Source organism: Micromonospora purpureochromogenes, from assembly GCF_900091515.1.
In the GTDB taxonomy this organism is placed as follows: domain Bacteria; phylum Actinomycetota; class Actinomycetes; order Mycobacteriales; family Micromonosporaceae; genus Micromonospora; species Micromonospora purpureochromogenes.
Window position 1 is genome coordinate 2,977,501 of the sequence record NZ_LT607410.1, and the last position, 15,183, is coordinate 2,992,683.

Here is a 15,183-nt window from a genome sequence, read left to right on the forward strand (position 1 = left end):
CTCAGGGCACCAGGATGCCGGGGTTGAGGGTGCCGGCCGGATCCAGGTGCCGCTTGACCGCCCGGAGCAGGTCCACGGCGACGTCCCCGATCTCGGTGGCGTACCACGTCCGGTGGTCGGCGCCCACCCCGTGGTGGTGGGTGATGGTGGCACCCGCGGCGACGATCGCGTCGCCGGCGGCCGCCTTCGCGGTACGCCAGCGGCCGATCGGGTCGGAACCCGGGGAGCAGATCACCGTGAAGTACAGCGAGGCGCCGGTTTCGTAGACGTGGGACACGTGGCCCAGCACCAGCGCCCCGTCCGGTAGCGCGTCGAGGAGGGCCTGCCGGACGCGGTCGTGCACCTGCGGCAACGTCGACCAGTACGCCGCGGTCTCCAGGGTCTCGGCGAACGCCCCGGCGTCCAGCAGCGCGTCGCGCAGGTACGGGGCGTCGAAGCGGTGCCGGGCCCACTGCTGCCCCGCCTCCGCTCCCAGCGGCCCGCCGCCGTGTGCGGCCAGCACGTCGGCGGCCGCCTCGGCGGTGGCCCGGACGTCGGCGCCCTCGTACCCGGCGATCAGCAGGCACCCCCCGTCGGAGCGGCCGGAGCCGGCGGCCCCGATCATGGTCTCGATCTCGTCGGAGAGTCGTAGCACCGTGGGTCGGGGCCCGTCCTGCGCCAACCGGCGTACGGCGTCCAGGCCGGCGGCGAACGACTCGAACCGCCAGCCCTCGTAGTGGGACTGCGCCGGCAGGGGACGCACCCGCACGGTGACGTCGGTGATGATGCCGAGCGTGCCCTCGCTGCCCAGGAAGAGCTGCCGCAGGTCGGGGCCGGCGGCCGAGGCGGGCGCGCGACCGATCCGGAGGGTGCCGCGGGGCGTGGCGACCGTCAGTGCCGTCACCATGTCGTCGAAGCGGCCGTAGCCGGCCGACGCCTGGCCGGAGGAGCGGGTGGCGGCGAATCCGCCGATGGTCGCGTACTCGTAGGACTGTGGGACGTGGCCGAGCGTCAGCCCGTGCGCGGCGAGCAGCTCCGCGGCCCGCGGGGCGGGCAGCCCCGCCTGCAGGGTGGCGGTCCGGGACACCGGGTCGACGGCGACGACGCGGTCGAGCCGGCCGAGGTCGACGGTCACGTGCCGGGCCGCGGCGGGCGTCAGGCCACCCACGACGGAGGTGCCGCCGCCGAAGGGAACGACCGCGACGCCGTGCGCGGAGCAGGCGTCGAGTACGGCCACGACCTCGGCGTGCTCGGCCGGTCGGACCACCGCCTGCGGGGCGAGGGTCGGCCGGCCGAGCCGGTCGCGCAGCAGGTCGGGCGTCGACATGCCCGCCGCGTGGCGCGCCCGAGCCGGCGCGGTGGTGACCACGTGCTCGTCGCCGACCGCGCGCCGCAGCGCGTCGAGGACGGCGTCGTCGAGTTCGCAGTCCGGCAGGGTGACCTCGGCCAGCGGCACGGCCGGCGGTGGCGGCGCCAGGTCGAGCACGTGCGCCAGCAGTCTCCTCGCGCCGTCGGGCAGCTCCCTCGCGGCCTCCGCCGTTCCCCAGCGGGCCCAACCGGTGCGCGACGCTTCCCCTCGTTTATTCATGTGTGACAGAGTTACACTCAATGTCACTCAGAATCAAGGAGTTCGGGTGGACGCATCGCTGACCGGCGCCCGCCGTGACCGTGACCTGGACGAGCTGGCCGCCGGCACCGCCGTCGACGTCCTCGTGGTCGGGCTGGGCGTCACCGGTGCCGGCGTGGCGCTCGACGCCGCCAGCCGTGGACTGTCCGTGGTCGCCGTCGACGCGCACGACCTGGCGCACGGCACCTCCCGATGGAGTTCCAAGCTGGTGCACGGAGGTCTGCGCTACCTCGCCCACGGTGAGGTCGGCGTCGCCTACGAGAGCGCGGCCGAACGCCACCTGCTGCTGACCCGTACCGCCCCGCACCTCACGCGCCCGCTGCCGATGCTGCTCCCGTCGACCGGTCTCACCACCGGGTGGCAGGATCGCGCGGCGGCGGCGGGGCTGCGCGCCGGAGACCTGCTGCGTACCTGCGCCGGGACGTCCCGCCGTACCCTTCCCGGCACCCGCCGGCTCGGCCCGGCCGAGGCCGGCGCGATGGCACCGGCGCTGCGCCGGGCCGGACTGCGCGGGGCGCAGCTGTCGTGGGACGGCCAGCTCTGCGACGACGCCCGCCTCGTCGTCGGCCTCGCCCGCGCGGCCGCGGCCCGCTCCGCCCGCATCCTGCCCCGGTGCCGGGCCGTCGACCTGCACCGGGACGGCGCCACCATCGAGGACACCCGTACCGGGAGCCGGCTGCACGTCTCCGCCCGCGCGGTCGTCAACGCCACCGGTGTGTGGGCGAGCAACCTCACCCCGCACGTCCGGCTGCGCCCGTCGCGGGGTACGCACATCGTCCTGTCCGCCGCCCGCCTCGGCGGGCTCTGGACGGGGCTGACGATCCCGGTGCCGGGTGAGTTCACCCGGTACGTCTTCGCCCTGCCCCAGACCGACGGCCTGGTCTACGCCGGCCTGACCGACGAGGCGGTGGACGGCCCCGTTCCCGACGTGCCGGAACCCACCGAGGCCGACGTCGCGTTCCTGCTCGACGTGCTCAACAGTGTCCTCGACGCGCCCCTGCGCCCCTCCGACGTCCTCGGCGCGTACGCCGGGCTCCGCCCGCTGCTGGCCGGCGGCGACTCCCGGACCGCCGACATCTCCCGGCGGCACGCGGTCATCGACGACCCGGACGGCATCATCACCGTGGTCGGCGGCAAGCTCACCACCTACCGCCGGATGGCGCAGGACGCCGTCGACACTGCGGTACGTGCGCGTCGGCTCACCGCCGGCCCCTGCCGTACCCGGCGGCTCCCGCTCCCCGGCGCCGCGAGCCGCGCCCAGCTGGCCCGGGTGCCGGCACCCCGCCGGCTCGTCCAGCGCTACGGCACCGAGGCGGTCGCCGTCCTCGCCGAGGCGCCGGTCGGGCTCCGCCGGCCGATCGGGCCGGACATCCCGGTCACCGGGGCCGAGTTGCTCTGGGCCGTCCGGCACGAACTCGCGCTCACCGTCGACGACCTGCTTGACCGGCGTACCCGCATCGGGCTCGTCCCGGCGCACCGGGAGGCCGCGCTGCCCGTGGCGGAGGACGTCCTCGCCCTGGCCGGGCGGGGGTGACCGCGCGGTCCGACGGCCCAGGGAGGCCATCCGACACCGCGGGACCTAGTTCAGGCGCCTGCCCAGCCAGAGACCGGCCTCGGCGTAGCCGTGCCGACCACAGGGCCTAGTCCTCGACGGTCACGCCGTGATTCGCGCACGCGGCAACGAGCTCGGGAACGGCCTCACTCAACCGGCGCCGGTAGAGCTCGGCTCCGGGTGAGAAACCCGCCGCCTGCCCATCCTGCACGCGTTGCACCAGGCCGGCCACCAGGACGCCCTTCGCCTTGAGGTCCTCGTGCCGGGAGTCCTCGAACAGCCGGCCCACCCGGGTGACATCGTCAGCGGCCACCTCCTCGCCGCGTCCGGCTCGTACGAAGGCATCGGCAGCGCCGCACGCGGTCACCCCCGGGTCTTCGTTCCGCCCATCGCTGAGCCGGTACGCACCCCACCCTCCCAGGGTGAGTACGAGCAGCACGATGGCGACGACAACCTTCCAGCGCTGCGGCCCACTCCGGCCGGACGCGGGCGGATCGGCGTCAGGACGTTGGTCGATCATGCGAAAGTCCGTTCGTCAACAAGCGCGGGGTGGGAGAAGCCGAACACGTGCCGCCGGCCGTCATCGGGTTTCCTCGCCCTGCTGTGTGACGGCAGGGCAGGATACCCCGTTGATCAAGCTCCCAGAACCGCCCCTGGTGGCCCGACCGGCCCGCCAGTTGCCGCTGCCCCATTCGCTGAGATGGATTCGCGCGTCACTGTGCCACGAGGGCGCTCACGGGCTGTCGGTCGTTGAAGCTGACGGGTGCGGGGCCCAGGAAGCCCGGTGGATCGGTCCGAGCCGGGTAGGCCGCCACGGGGGTCGTCGCACGGCGACCAGAGGGGCGGGCGACGACCGGAATCGCCCGGAAGACAACGGCCACCGGATGAAGCAAAAACTTGATTAGTTCCAGAAAACTGGGCTATGTTCGTCGCATGCCGTCCGACTTCGAGACCCAGCTGCGGGCGGTCTCGTTGCGCGTGACCCGGCCCCGGTTGGCGGTGCTCGCCGCGCTGCGCGACCATCCGCACGTCGACACCGACACGGTGATCGCGCTGGTCCGGGCGGATCAGCCCACGGTCTCCCACCAGGCGGTCTACGACGTGCTCCGGGCGCTCACCGACGCCGGTCTGGTGCGGCGCATCCAGCCTGCCGGTGCGACCGCCCGGTATGAGTCGCGGGTGGGGGACAACCACCACCATGTCGTGTGCCGCTCCTGCGGCGCGATCGCCGACGTCGACTGCGCCGTCGGCCATGCTCCCTGTCTCACCGCCTCGGACGACCACGGTTTCGTGCTCGACGAGGCGGAGGTTGTGTATTGGGGCACCTGTCCCGACTGTGCGACCGAACGCACCTCCCAGTGATCCGCCAGCTCGGAAGGAAGTAGATGAGCGACACCCAGGACTTCACCCCCTCCAGCGCGCAGGGCGTGGACAAGAAGGAGGCGGCCGGCTGCCCGGTCGCGCACGACTCCGTGACCGCGCACGGCAGCGAGAGCGAGAACCCGGCGATCGACTCGCCGACCCCGAAGACCGGCGGTCGTCCGCGTACCAACCGGGACTGGTGGCCCAACCAGCTCGACCTGTCGGTGCTGCACGCCCGTTCGTCCAAGAGCAACCCCCTGGGGGAGGACTTCAGCTACGCCAAGGAGGTCGCCAAGCTCGACGTCGAGGCCCTGAAGCAGGACATCATCCAGGTCCTCACCACGTCGCAGGACTGGTGGCCGGCCGACTTCGGCCACTACGGCGGCCTGATGATCCGGATGAGCTGGCACGCCGCAGGCACCTACCGCATCCACGACGGTCGCGGCGGCGCCGGCGACGGTGGTCAGCGGTTCGCCCCGCTCAACAGCTGGCCGGACAACGCCAACCTCGACAAGGCCCGCCGGCTGCTGTGGCCGGTCAAGCAGAAGTACGGCCAGAAGCTCTCGTGGGCAGACCTGCTCGTACTCGCCGGCAACGTCTCCCTGGAGTCGATGGGCTTCAAGACCTTCGGCTTCGGCTTCGGCCGGGAGGACGTCTGGGAGCCCGAGGAGATCTTCTGGGGTCCGGAGGACACCTGGCTCGGCGACGAGCGCTACGTCGGCGAGGCGGAGATGGCGCCCGAGGTCGGCGCGACCGAGATGGGTCTCATCTACGTCAACCCGGAGGGGCCCAACGGCAACGCGGACCCGCGGGCGGCGGCCTACTTCATCCGGGAGACCTTCGGTCGGATGGCGATGAACGACGAGGAAACCGTCGCTCTCATCGCCGGCGGCCACACGTTCGGCAAGACTCACGGCGCCGGCGTCGCCGACGACCACGTGGGCCCGGAGCCCGAGGGCGCCCCGCTGGAGGCGCAGGGTCTCGGCTGGCTGAGCACCTACGGCAGCGGCAAGGGCGGGGACACGATCACCAGCGGTCTCGAGGTGACGTGGACCGACGTGCCGACGCAGTGGAGCAACCGCTTCTTCGAGATCCTCTTCGGCTTCGAGTGGGAGCTGACCACCAGCCCCGGCGGTGCCAAGCAGTGGGTCGCCAAGGACGCCCCGGAGATCATCCCGGACGCCCACGACGCGTCGAAGAAGTACAAGCCGACGATGCTCACGACCGACCTGGCGCTGCGCTTCGACCCCACGTACGAGAAGATCTCGCGCCGCTTCCTCGAGAACCCCGACGAGTTCGCGCTGGCGTTCGCCAAGGCCTGGTACAAGCTGCTGCACCGGGACATGGGTCCGGTCAGCCGCTTCCTCGGGCCGTGGGTCCCGGAGCCCCAGCTGTGGCAGGACCCGGTGCCGGCCGTCGACCACGAGCTCGTGGGTGACGCCGACGTCGCGGCCCTCAAGGCGAAGGTCCTGGAATCCGGCCTCACGACCGCCCAGCTGGTCTCCACCGCGTGGGCCTCGGCCGCCAGCTACCGGTCCACCGACAAGCGCGGTGGCGCCAACGGCGCCCGGCTCCGTCTCGAGCCGCAGCGCAGCTGGGAGGTCAACCAGCCCGAGCAGCTCGCGACGGTCCTGGCGACCCTCGAGGGCATCCAGCGGGAGTTCAACTCCGCCGGCGGCGCGAAGATCTCGCTGGCGGACCTGATCGTGCTGGCCGGCTCGGCCGCGGTCGAGAAGGCGGCGCGCGACGCCGGCGTCGAGGTGACCGTGCCGTTCCGCCCGGGCCGCACCGACGCCAGCCAGGAGCAGACCGACGTCGAGTCCTTCCGGGTCCTCGAGCCGCGTGCCGACGGGTTCCGCAACTACCTGCGGCCGGGCGAGAAGACCCAGCCGGAGGTGCTGCTCGTCGACCGTGCCTACATGCTCAACCTGACCGCGCCCGAGATGACCGTCCTCGTCGGCGGCCTGCGCTCCCTCGGGAACAGCCACGGCGGCACCCGGCACGGCGTCCTCACCGACCGGCCCGGCGTGCTCACCAACGACTTCTTCGTCAACCTGCTCTCCCCGGGCACCCGGTGGAAGGCGGCGAAGTCGGACGAGCACGTGTACGAGATCCGGGACCTGGCCACCGATGAGGTGAAGTGGACCGCCACCGCGGTGGACCTCATCTTCGGCTCCAACTCCCAGCTCCGGGCCCTCGCGGAGGTCTACGCCAGCCAGGACGCGCGCGACAAGTTCGTGAGCGACTTCGTCGCAGCCTGGACCAAGGTCATGGAACTCGACCGGTTCGACCTCGCCTGACCCGGCTCCAACCGCCGAGCCCCGGTCGATCCACAAAGATCGACCGGGGCTCGTCCGCTTGGATTCGGTCCTCTGGGCCGGGCATCACAGCTCGCCGGCTCGTCATCACGTGGAGTCCGGGCGGATGGCAACTGGTAAGTAGCAAAGTGGCTTAAAGTTCCGATATAGGATGTTCGGGGAGGTGTGCACGGGGGTTGCGGAAGGGCGGTAGGAGTACTTGCTAGCCGGTACACATAGGCAACAGGGCGAGGTTGATCTGCAGGCGGATCTGGCAGTCCGGCCAGTCACCCGGCGTTCACGTCGGCGAATCGTCGCGGTGCTGGTGCTGGCGCTGGCGGTGTCCCTCCCCCTGGTTGCGCATGTTCTCGAGCTCAGGTCGAATCGGGGAGCCGTTCCGCCCGTGATCCACACGTACCATCTCAGCCCGACCGGGGACGATGCCCTCGACGGTTCCTCGCCCGCCAATGCATGGCGATCGCTGGACAAGGCCGCCGCCTTCGCCTTCAAGCCGGGAGACAAACTTCTCCTCGAAGGCGGTGTGCGCTTTCGTGGGAGCCTGACCTTCGGGCCCGGCGAGGCGGGTGACGCGGCGAATCCGGTCGTCGTCGGCACCTACGGCGCCGGCCGTGCCACGATCGAGGCCGTCGGCGGCGCGGGGGTCAGGGTGCACAACACGGCCGGCGTCGAGATTCGCGACCTGGTGGTCGTCGGCGGCGGGGCGGACAACAGGACCACCGGCGGGATCGAGCTCTACTCCGACCTGACCGACGGCCGGCAACTCGACCACGTGGACATCTCCGGGGTCGAGGTGAGCGGATTCAAGAACGGCATCCAGATCGGCGCCGGCCCGAAATCCACCGGCTTTCGTGGTGTACGGATCCGTGCTGCCAACCTGCACGGCAACACGGAGAACGGGCTGATCAGCTTCGGACCTCGCTTCGACGCCGCGGCGCCGCGCTATGCGCACGAAGACGTCGTCGTGTCGCAGGTCGAGGCGCACCACAACTCGGGAGACCCGAGCAATCACTTCAGTAACACCGGCAGCGGAATCGCGCTCGGAAGTGTGCGAGGTGGGCGCATCGAGCGGTCCAGCGCGCACGACAACGGGTGGGCGGCTGCGGCGCCCGAAGGGCCGGTCGGCATTTGGACCTGGGATTCGACCGCCGTGGTCATGGAGCGCAACGTCTCATTCCGCAACCACACGGCCGGCCAGAAGGACGGCGGTGGCTTCGACATGGACCAGAACGTGTCCTCGTCGGTCCTGCAGTACAACCTGTCGTACGACAACGACGGCGCCGGCTACCTGCTCTACAGCGGCCAAGCCAACGCCGCGCACACCGACAACGTGGTCCGTTTCAACATCAGCCTCAACGACGCCCGCAAGCTGCCGGAGTACGCGGGTATCCACCTGGCCGGGTCGGTCAACAACGCCGAGGTCTACCACAACACCGTGGTGATGGAGGCGAAGGGCTGGGCCCCCGCGGCCATCCGTTTGCAGAAGTTCTTTGGTGGCTTGTCCAACGTCGTCCTGCGCAACAACCTGATCGTCTCGGGCGGGACCAACCTCGTGATCGCCGATGAGTTCTCGAGGGCCGACGTCCTGCTGCAGGGCAACAACTTCTTCACCGAATCGGGGACCTGGGCCGTTTCGTGGGCCGGCGCGTCCTACGCCAATCTGGACGATTGGCGCGCGGCGACCGGGCAGGAACGGCTCGGGGGGAAGGCCAGCGGATCGAGCGCAGACCCGCGTTTCGGGAGGGCCAGCCGCTCCGGCTCGCCGGCCCAACGGGCCGAAGCGCTCACGCCGCGCCGCGATTCGCCGCTGGCGGGCCGCGCCCTCAACCTCCGGGCGCTTTTCGATGTCGATCCGGGACCGGTGGACTTCCTCGACCGGCCGCTCGTCCGGGCCGGCACCGTCGGAGCCATCCAGCCCGCCGCCTGAGCGGTGGCCGGTCGCGAAACAATGCCGGTCAGGCCTGGTTCCTCGTGGTGGTCGCAGGTTGAGGTCGCCGGGAGCACGTGGCAGGCTCATGCCCCATGATCGATGACTTCGCGAAGACGCAGCTGCACAGCGATCTGCGGGAGATTCGCGAGGCGATCCTCTGGAAGCTCGACGGGCTCGGCGAGTACGACATCCGTCGCCCGCTGACCGCGACCGGCACGAATCTTCTCGGCCTGGTCAAGCACCTGTCGGTCTGGGAGGCCAGGTACTTCGGCGAGGTCTTCGGGCGGCCGTTCCCCGAACCCCTGGCCCGCTGGGACGACGCCGAGGCGCGTGGCAGCGACATGTGGGCGACCGAGCACGAGACGCGCGAGGAGGTCATCGACCGCTACCGTCGCGTGTGGGAGCACTCAGACGCGACGATCATCGCCCTGGACATCGACTCGCCCGGCTACGTGCCCTGGTGGCCGCGCCCACAGGTCACGCTGTTCGCCATCCTGGTCCACCTGCTCACCGAGACGAACCGGCACGCCGGACACGCCGACATCCTGCGCGAACAGCTCGACGGCCGGACAGGGACAGCAGCCCGATACGCCAACCGGCACCCCGACGAGGCCTTCTGGGAAGCCAGACGCGCGGAGATCGAGCGGGCCGCCAAGGCAGCCGGTCCCACCGTTGCCTGAGGCGCGGTCGTAAGCCGGTGATCGCCGCCGTTGAGCGATGGTCAACGGTGGTCGGGTGCAGGTGATCTCGGCATCGCGTCCGCATCGAGCGATCGCGCCGTCGGGATGGCGGCCGGCCTCGTCAGGTCGTCGTCGAATCCGGCGGGATTCAGCAGTTGGAAGCGCCACGCGTCCCGGCACATCGCCGCGAGGTTACGGGTCGTGCGCCAGCCCCACTTCCGGGCCGCCGCGCCAGGGTCGGCGACCAGTCTGGCTACATCACCTTGCCGCCGTTCGACGATCTCGTACGGTAGGGACTTTCCGCAGGTGGCGCTGACCGCCCGGACGAGCTCCAGGACCGACGTCCCCACGCCGGTGCCGAGATTGAGGGTCTCCAGTCCGGTCACCTCGTCGAGACGCTCCAGTGCGATGCGGTGCGCCTGGGCGACGTCCATGACATGGATGTAGTCGCGCACCGCCGTACCGTCCGCGGTGGCGTAGTCGCGGCCGAAGACGCTCAGCCGTTCGAGCCTGCCGATGGCGACCTGCATCAGATAGGGCATCACGTTCTGCGGGATGCCGCGGGGGTCCTCGCCGAGCATCCCGCTGGGGTGTGCGCCGACCGGGTTGAAGTATCGCAGCGAGTAGGCCGCCAGCTCCGGATGCTGCCGGCAGGCGTCGGCGATGATCTGTTCGCACATCCATTTCGATCTGGCGTACGGGTTCGTCGGCCGCGGCGGGGCCTGCTCGTCGATCGGGATCCGGGCCGCCTCCCCGTAGATGGAACACGATGAGGAGAAGACCAGGCGGTGCACGCCGTTTTCCCGCATGCTTCGCAGCAGGCTCGTCGTGCCACCGACGTTCGTGTCGTAGTAGTCGACCGGGATCCACACCGATTCGCCGACAGCCTTCCTCCCGGCGAAGTGGATGACCGCATCGATGGGGTTCTCCGCAAAGATCGCCGAGAGCGCCTGACGATCACGTACGTCGGCCTCGTAGACCCTCAGCAGGGGGCGGCCCGCCACCTTCTCGACCCGGGCCGGTGCCGCTGGTGAGCTGTTGGAGTAGTTGTCGACAACGCACACCTCGTAGCCATGCTCGAGCAACTCGACGCAGGTGTGGCTCCCGATGAAGCCGGCGCCGCCGGTCACCAGGACGGTCTTCGGATCGGACATGAGAGTTCCCTTCCTGTGGGTCCGGGCAGCGGGGCGTCAACGGGTATGGAGCAACGCGGCGGGGCCGGAGTAGTCGGCGATGGCCGCCGCGAGCGGGAGGAGCGCCAGCACGCCGACGAGCAGGGGTCCGGCGGCGGTCGCGACGGCTGACCGCATGCGCAGCCCGGCGGCCCGGGCGGCCTCCACCACATGCAGGGCGGGTACGGCGAGGCCCGCCGCCGCGTAGCAGAGTGCGCCGAGAATGCAGAGGAAGACGTACCCCGGAGTGTGTGCCGACCGCTCGCCGAGCAGGGCGGCCGCGGACAGCACCACGGTGATCACCGCATAGGGCAGGACGAGTCGGGTGGGGAGTGGCTCCAGGCCGGTGCGCGCCTTGGGGGTGACCTTGAACGAGACCTGTTTGGGCCGCGCGTTCAGCCGCGTCGCGGCCAGGACGCCCCACACGACGTACGGCCAGCGGGTCAGGGCGAATAGGACGCCTTCCCAGCTCAGGACTGGCACGGACCGGGGGCGCAACAGCCCGCGCCGGCGGAGCAGCAAGGTCAGTAGGGGCAGCCACAGCGATACCGCAGCCAGGCGGGCCAGGAATTCCACGTAGTTGACGTTGACCCAGGGCAGTCCGGTGACCGCGGCGAACGGGGGCAGGGCGAGGCCGACGACGGTCGCGATCGCCAGCAGCGGGTAGTAGGACAGCTGGAACGCGAAGCGCAACCGCACCGCGGTGCCCATCCGCCGCAGGTGATCCGGCGCGAGGTCGTAGCGCAGCGTGGTGAGGCTCCGCGACCACTGGAACTCCTGGGTCAGCATGTCGGCGACCGTGAGCGGGCCGTCGCCGTGCGCCTCGGCGTCGATGGCGAAGGCACCCTGCCAGCCGGCGGAGGCGAGCAGGAAGGTCGTGGAGAAGTCCTCGGCCAGTTCGGGGCCGAGACCGCCGATGTCGCGCAGCGCCTCCGTCCGTACGGCGTAGTGCGAGCCGATGCACAGGGGAGCCAGGCCACCGTTGTGGCCCAGCTGCACCGGGCCGTGGTAGGTCGCCTCGCGGTGCAGCCGTCCCCGCGCCGACCAGGAGTTCGCGCTGTTGGCGTCGCAGACGCTCGGTGCGGCGACGTAGCCGATGGCGGGATCGGCGAACGGTCGCGTGATCGCGGCAAGATAGGTCGGTTGGGGCACGTGGTCGCAGTCGAGTTGGGCGACCACCTCGTAGTCCCGGTAGCCCCAGTGGTCGTAGAAGTAGGCGAGGTTGCCTTCCTTGCAGCGGGTACGGCGCGGCCAGGTGGCCCGGTGGTAGGCGGCGACGCCACGTCGGCTGGACACCCCGACGCCGTTCGCGGCGCACCATCGCAGGGCCTGCTCGGACGGGTCCTCGTCGCATAGCCAGACGTCGTACGGGTAGGGAAACTGCTGGGCCAGCATGGCGGTGAGGGTGCGGTGGGCGAGCGACCAGGGTTCTGACGGTGCGCGGGTCACCACAAAGGCCACCCGCAGCCGTGGCACCCCGAGCGCGGGATTGACCTGCCGCAATCGCGAGACGGCGAGGAGGTAATAGGCGGGCAGCGCGGTCAGATACAGCAGCAGCAGACTGTTCAGGGCCAGTCCCGCCCAGCCGACGCGGTGCGCGGGTTGCCACCACCACCACCAGAAGGCCACGAAGGAGACGGCCCAGCCGGCGGTCAGCCCGGCGACGGCCACCCGGTCGCGTCGGCGCAGGGCCGACACGAAGGTGGCTGCCCGGGTGGCGCGCAGGTACCGGAAGGGTGCGAGGGTCGGTCCACCGGGCCCGGCGCGGAGGACGTTGCCCCCCGAGAGATTCCGGATCTCGGTTTCGAGCGTCTCGAATGCTGGCCGAGCCGGAGCGCTCATGCCGCGGTCCGTGCCCGCTGCCCGGTCCAGATCTGCGGCGGTCGTCCCGATCGCCGGACGTCCTCGCCGAGGCGGTAGTGCCGACCAGCCTGTTCGCTACCGGATGCGTCCGCCCGACGATGCCCGTCGGCTCGCCGATTCCCCGAAGTCTGCGCGTGCACTTGCGGTCCCCGTATCAATATCGATGATTGTCGATGCGACAACCCTCAGTGGTCCCAGTTCTGTCCGACTGGGGCATCCTTGGTCGGCGCAAGCCCGACCAAAACGATGCTCGTGGGGGCGACCCGGCAAAGCCGGAGTATTGGTGCATAAGGGGCGTCGCCAGGAAGCCCCCTGCCTCACCTGACGAGGGACCCGCTCGCCAGCACCGGCGGGCCGGCTACGCGGCGCGGGGCATGACGGAGCCACGGCCGACAAGGCGATTCCGGCGGAGCTTGAGCGATTCGAGTACGACCGGGCCGGCGCTCGGGGGTTGTCGAGGTGGACGCCTCGCACGTCGCGATGGTCAGCCACCCCGGTGTGGTGAGCAACCTCATCGTCGAAGCGGCCAACGCCACCGACTGACCCGGCGGCATCCGCCGGTTCGGATCATGCGCTTCGACAGGTGCCGGCGGCCAGCCCAAGAACCCTTGGGCTGGCCGCCCCGCCGTCCGTTCACCTCACTCGACCTTCGCCGCCCGACCGCTCTGCTCAGCGGCGGGGATGAGCCACTCTGGTGCCGGCGGAAGGTGGTGGCGCCCGGCATCCACGTCGGTGAGGTCTCCGGCGCCGTTGATGAGGCCGATGTGCGAGAACGCCTGGGGAAAGTTGCCCAGGGCTTCCCCGCTGTACGGGTCGATCTGCTCGGCGAACAGGCCCAGGTCGTTGACCCGGCCGGCGAGCCGCTCGAAAAGCTGCCCGGCCCGGTCGCGCTCGCCCGCCAGCGCCAGACAGCTCACCAGCCAGAAGGAGCAGATCACGAAGCCGGCGGGGTCGCCCTCCCAGCGGCGCAGCAGGCCGTCGTGGGACAACCTTTCCTCGATGGTCCGAATCGTGGAACGCATTCTCGGGTCATCCGCGGGAAGGAAGCCGACCAACGGCATCAGCAGTACCGACGCATCCAGCTCATCGGTGTCGAAGGCCGCGGTGAAGGCCATCGCCCGGTCGCTCCAGCCCCGGGTCAGCACGGTTCGTCGCACCTCGTCCCGTGCCGCTGCCCACCTGGCGACGTCCGCCTCGGAGCCCAGGTGGGACCCGAAGCGGACGGCTCGGTCCAACGCCGTCCAGCACTCCACCTTCGATGACACGTAGTGGCGTTCGGCGTCGCGTGCCTCCCACATCCCGGCGTCCGGCAGGTGCCAGTCCCGTGCGGCCCGCTCGGTCATCGCGCGCAGCAGTTGGCGGACGTCCGGCGGCATCGGATCGAGGTGTTCCCGCATCAGCCAGGCGGCGTTGAGTGCCTCACCGTGCACGTCGTTCTGCCGTTGTCGCCAGGCGTCGTTGCCCACCAGCACCGGGCGGCTGCCGGCGAAGCCGGACAAGTGCTCGAGATGGTGTTCGGTGAGGTCCCGTTCGCCCTCCACCCCGTACATGATCGGCACTATGCCCTCGTTCATGCCCATCGACCGGGCCAGCCACCCGACGCGCAGGTTGACCTCGTCCGTGCAGGCCACGCGCCAGAGCGCCGCCAGAGTGAAGCTGAAGTCGCGTACCCAGGCATAGCGGTAGTCGTAGTTGCGTTCGCCGCCCAACTCCTCGGGCAGGGACATCGTCGGGGCTGCCACCACCGCACCACTGGGCCGGTAGGTCATCCCCTGCACGACCAGCGCGCTGAGTCGCACCTGCTCCCGGTAGAGGCCACGGTAGTCGTGCAGGCCCATCCAGGAGCGCCAGCCTGCGACGGCGTTGTCGATCACCTGTTCGGCATCGAGCACCGCCGGCGGGCCGGCATCGTAAGCCGGCGCGTACGCCAGCGTGAAGTGGCGCGTCTCGCCGGCCCGTACGGTGAACGACCCGAACGCCTCCCCGACCTCGCACCTCAGTGGGATGGCCGCGCGCAGATCCAGGCGGGCCGACGCGGCAGTGGCGACCAACGCGTCGTCCTGCCGCACCAGGTGGGGGACCATCCGGCCGTACTCGAACCGTGGCCGGTAGTGCAATCGCAGCGGGACCTCGCCGGAGAGCCCTCGCACCACCCGGGCCAGCACCCTCGGCGAGTGCAGACCGACCTCATGGCCCCGCGCCCCTGGTTCCAGGGCCAGTGCATCGGTCACCGCCACGCTGCCGGTCGCGGTGGTGAAAACGGTACGAAGCACGAGCGTATCGGTCAGATAGGCACGGTCAGAGCTGAACTCACCGTCGGGACGGATCACCCAGTGCCCGGCGTCATCATCGAGCAGGCGGGTGAACACCGACGGAGAGTCGAACCGCGCAGGGCACCACCAGTTCACCGACCCGGCGCGGTCCACCAGCACCGCGCTGCGACCATCGGCCAGGAAGCCGTGCTCCGCGATCCGTCCGCACCCCATGGATCGGACTACCCGAGCGGAACGCAGTGACACCGCCCGCAGTACGGCGCGGCGCCGAAACCCATGCGAATGGCGGCGCTCTCGACGAATTCGGGTCGGCCTTGCCGAAGAGGGGGAGGAACCGCCGTACGCGGCGTGCAGCCGTTTCGCGGGGAGTTTGTCCGTTCAGCGGACGATCAACGGAAAGGGGGAGTAAGCACTCCCTTCCACTCTCAAC

At 70.6% G+C, this 15,183-nt stretch carries 10 protein-coding genes; 5 read left to right on the forward strand and 5 right to left on the reverse strand.

Annotated elements, in window-relative coordinates; all coding sequences use genetic code 11:
* Position 1 precedes the first annotated feature (1 nt).
* Positions 2–1,567, reverse strand: coding sequence for an FAD-binding oxidoreductase (locus tag GA0074696_RS13800; RefSeq protein WP_088961476.1), 1,566 nt, complete (start codon positions 1,565–1,567; stop codon positions 2–4).
* 46 nt (positions 1,568–1,613) lie between these two features.
* Between GA0074696_RS13800 and GA0074696_RS13805 the strand changes: the two genes are divergently transcribed.
* On the forward strand, positions 1,614–3,140 hold the full coding sequence (locus tag GA0074696_RS13805; protein ID WP_088961477.1) for a glycerol-3-phosphate dehydrogenase/oxidase: 1,527 nt from the start codon (positions 1,614–1,616) through the stop codon (positions 3,138–3,140).
* Positions 3,141–3,246: 106 nt separating this feature from the next.
* On the opposite strand, the gene GA0074696_RS13810 is transcribed toward GA0074696_RS13805, so the two are convergent.
* Positions 3,247–3,678, reverse strand: a complete 432-nt coding sequence (locus tag GA0074696_RS13810) for a hypothetical protein (protein WP_088961478.1) — start codon at positions 3,676–3,678, stop codon at positions 3,247–3,249.
* Between the two features lie 413 nt (positions 3,679–4,091).
* On the opposite strand from GA0074696_RS13810, the gene GA0074696_RS13815 reads away from it, so the two are divergent.
* The 4 genes from GA0074696_RS13815 to GA0074696_RS13830 all read left to right on the forward strand — a co-directional run bounded on the left by GA0074696_RS13815 (position 4,092) and on the right by GA0074696_RS13830 (position 9,445).
* A complete protein-coding gene (locus GA0074696_RS13815; RefSeq protein WP_088961479.1) occupies positions 4,092–4,520 on the forward strand; it encodes a Fur family transcriptional regulator in 429 nt (142 codons plus the stop codon).
* A gap of 23 nt (positions 4,521–4,543) precedes the next feature.
* The gene (katG, locus tag GA0074696_RS13820; protein ID WP_088961480.1) at positions 4,544–6,820 is read left to right on the forward strand and encodes a catalase/peroxidase HPI; all 2,277 of its coding nucleotides are present in this window, start codon (positions 4,544–4,546) and stop codon (positions 6,818–6,820) included.
* Positions 6,821–7,136: 316 nt separating this feature from the next.
* On the forward strand, positions 7,137–8,762 hold the full coding sequence (locus tag GA0074696_RS13825; RefSeq protein ID WP_157745897.1) for a right-handed parallel beta-helix repeat-containing protein: 1,626 nt from the start codon (positions 7,137–7,139) through the stop codon (positions 8,760–8,762).
* A gap of 95 nt (positions 8,763–8,857) precedes the next feature.
* Positions 8,858–9,445 carry a DinB family protein gene (locus GA0074696_RS13830; protein WP_088961482.1) on the forward strand — a complete coding sequence of 196 codons (588 nt, stop codon included), beginning with the start codon at positions 8,858–8,860 and terminating at the stop codon, positions 9,443–9,445.
* Positions 9,446–9,486: 41 nt separating this feature from the next.
* On the opposite strand, the gene galE is transcribed toward GA0074696_RS13830, so the two are convergent.
* From galE to GA0074696_RS13845, 3 genes are all read right to left on the reverse strand, one after another.
* Positions 9,487–10,599 carry a UDP-glucose 4-epimerase GalE gene (gene galE, locus GA0074696_RS13835; protein ID WP_088961483.1) on the reverse strand — a complete coding sequence of 371 codons (1,113 nt, stop codon included), beginning with the start codon at positions 10,597–10,599 and terminating at the stop codon, positions 9,487–9,489.
* Between the two features lie 36 nt (positions 10,600–10,635).
* Positions 10,636–12,459, reverse strand: coding sequence for a glycosyltransferase family 2 protein (locus GA0074696_RS13840; protein ID WP_088961484.1), 1,824 nt, complete (start codon positions 12,457–12,459; stop codon positions 10,636–10,638).
* Positions 12,460–13,118: 659 nt separating this feature from the next.
* Entirely contained in the window at positions 13,119–14,966 is a 1,848-nt protein-coding gene (locus tag GA0074696_RS13845) for a glycoside hydrolase family 15 protein (RefSeq protein WP_088961485.1), read from the reverse strand.
* Positions 14,967–15,183: the final 217 nt, after the last annotated feature.

Coding starts and splice junctions, on each gene's coding strand:
- GA0074696_RS13800 (WP_088961476.1), bottom strand. CDS start 1,567: ATGAATAAACGAGGGGAAGCGTCGCGCACCGGTTGGGCCCGCTGGGGA.
- galE (WP_088961483.1), bottom strand. CDS start 10,599: ATGTCCGATCCGAAGACCGTCCTGGTGACCGGCGGCGCCGGCTTCATC.
- GA0074696_RS13810 (WP_088961478.1), bottom strand. CDS start 3,678: ATGATCGACCAACGTCCTGACGCCGATCCGCCCGCGTCCGGCCGGAGT.
- katG (WP_088961480.1), top strand. CDS start 4,544: ATGAGCGACACCCAGGACTTCACCCCCTCCAGCGCGCAGGGCGTGGAC.
- GA0074696_RS13830 (WP_088961482.1), top strand. CDS start 8,858: ATGATCGATGACTTCGCGAAGACGCAGCTGCACAGCGATCTGCGGGAG.
- GA0074696_RS13815 (WP_088961479.1), top strand. CDS start 4,092: ATGCCGTCCGACTTCGAGACCCAGCTGCGGGCGGTCTCGTTGCGCGTG.
- GA0074696_RS13845 (WP_088961485.1), bottom strand. CDS start 14,966: ATGGGGTGCGGACGGATCGCGGAGCACGGCTTCCTGGCCGATGGTCGC.
- GA0074696_RS13840 (WP_088961484.1), bottom strand. CDS start 12,459: ATGAGCGCTCCGGCTCGGCCAGCATTCGAGACGCTCGAAACCGAGATC.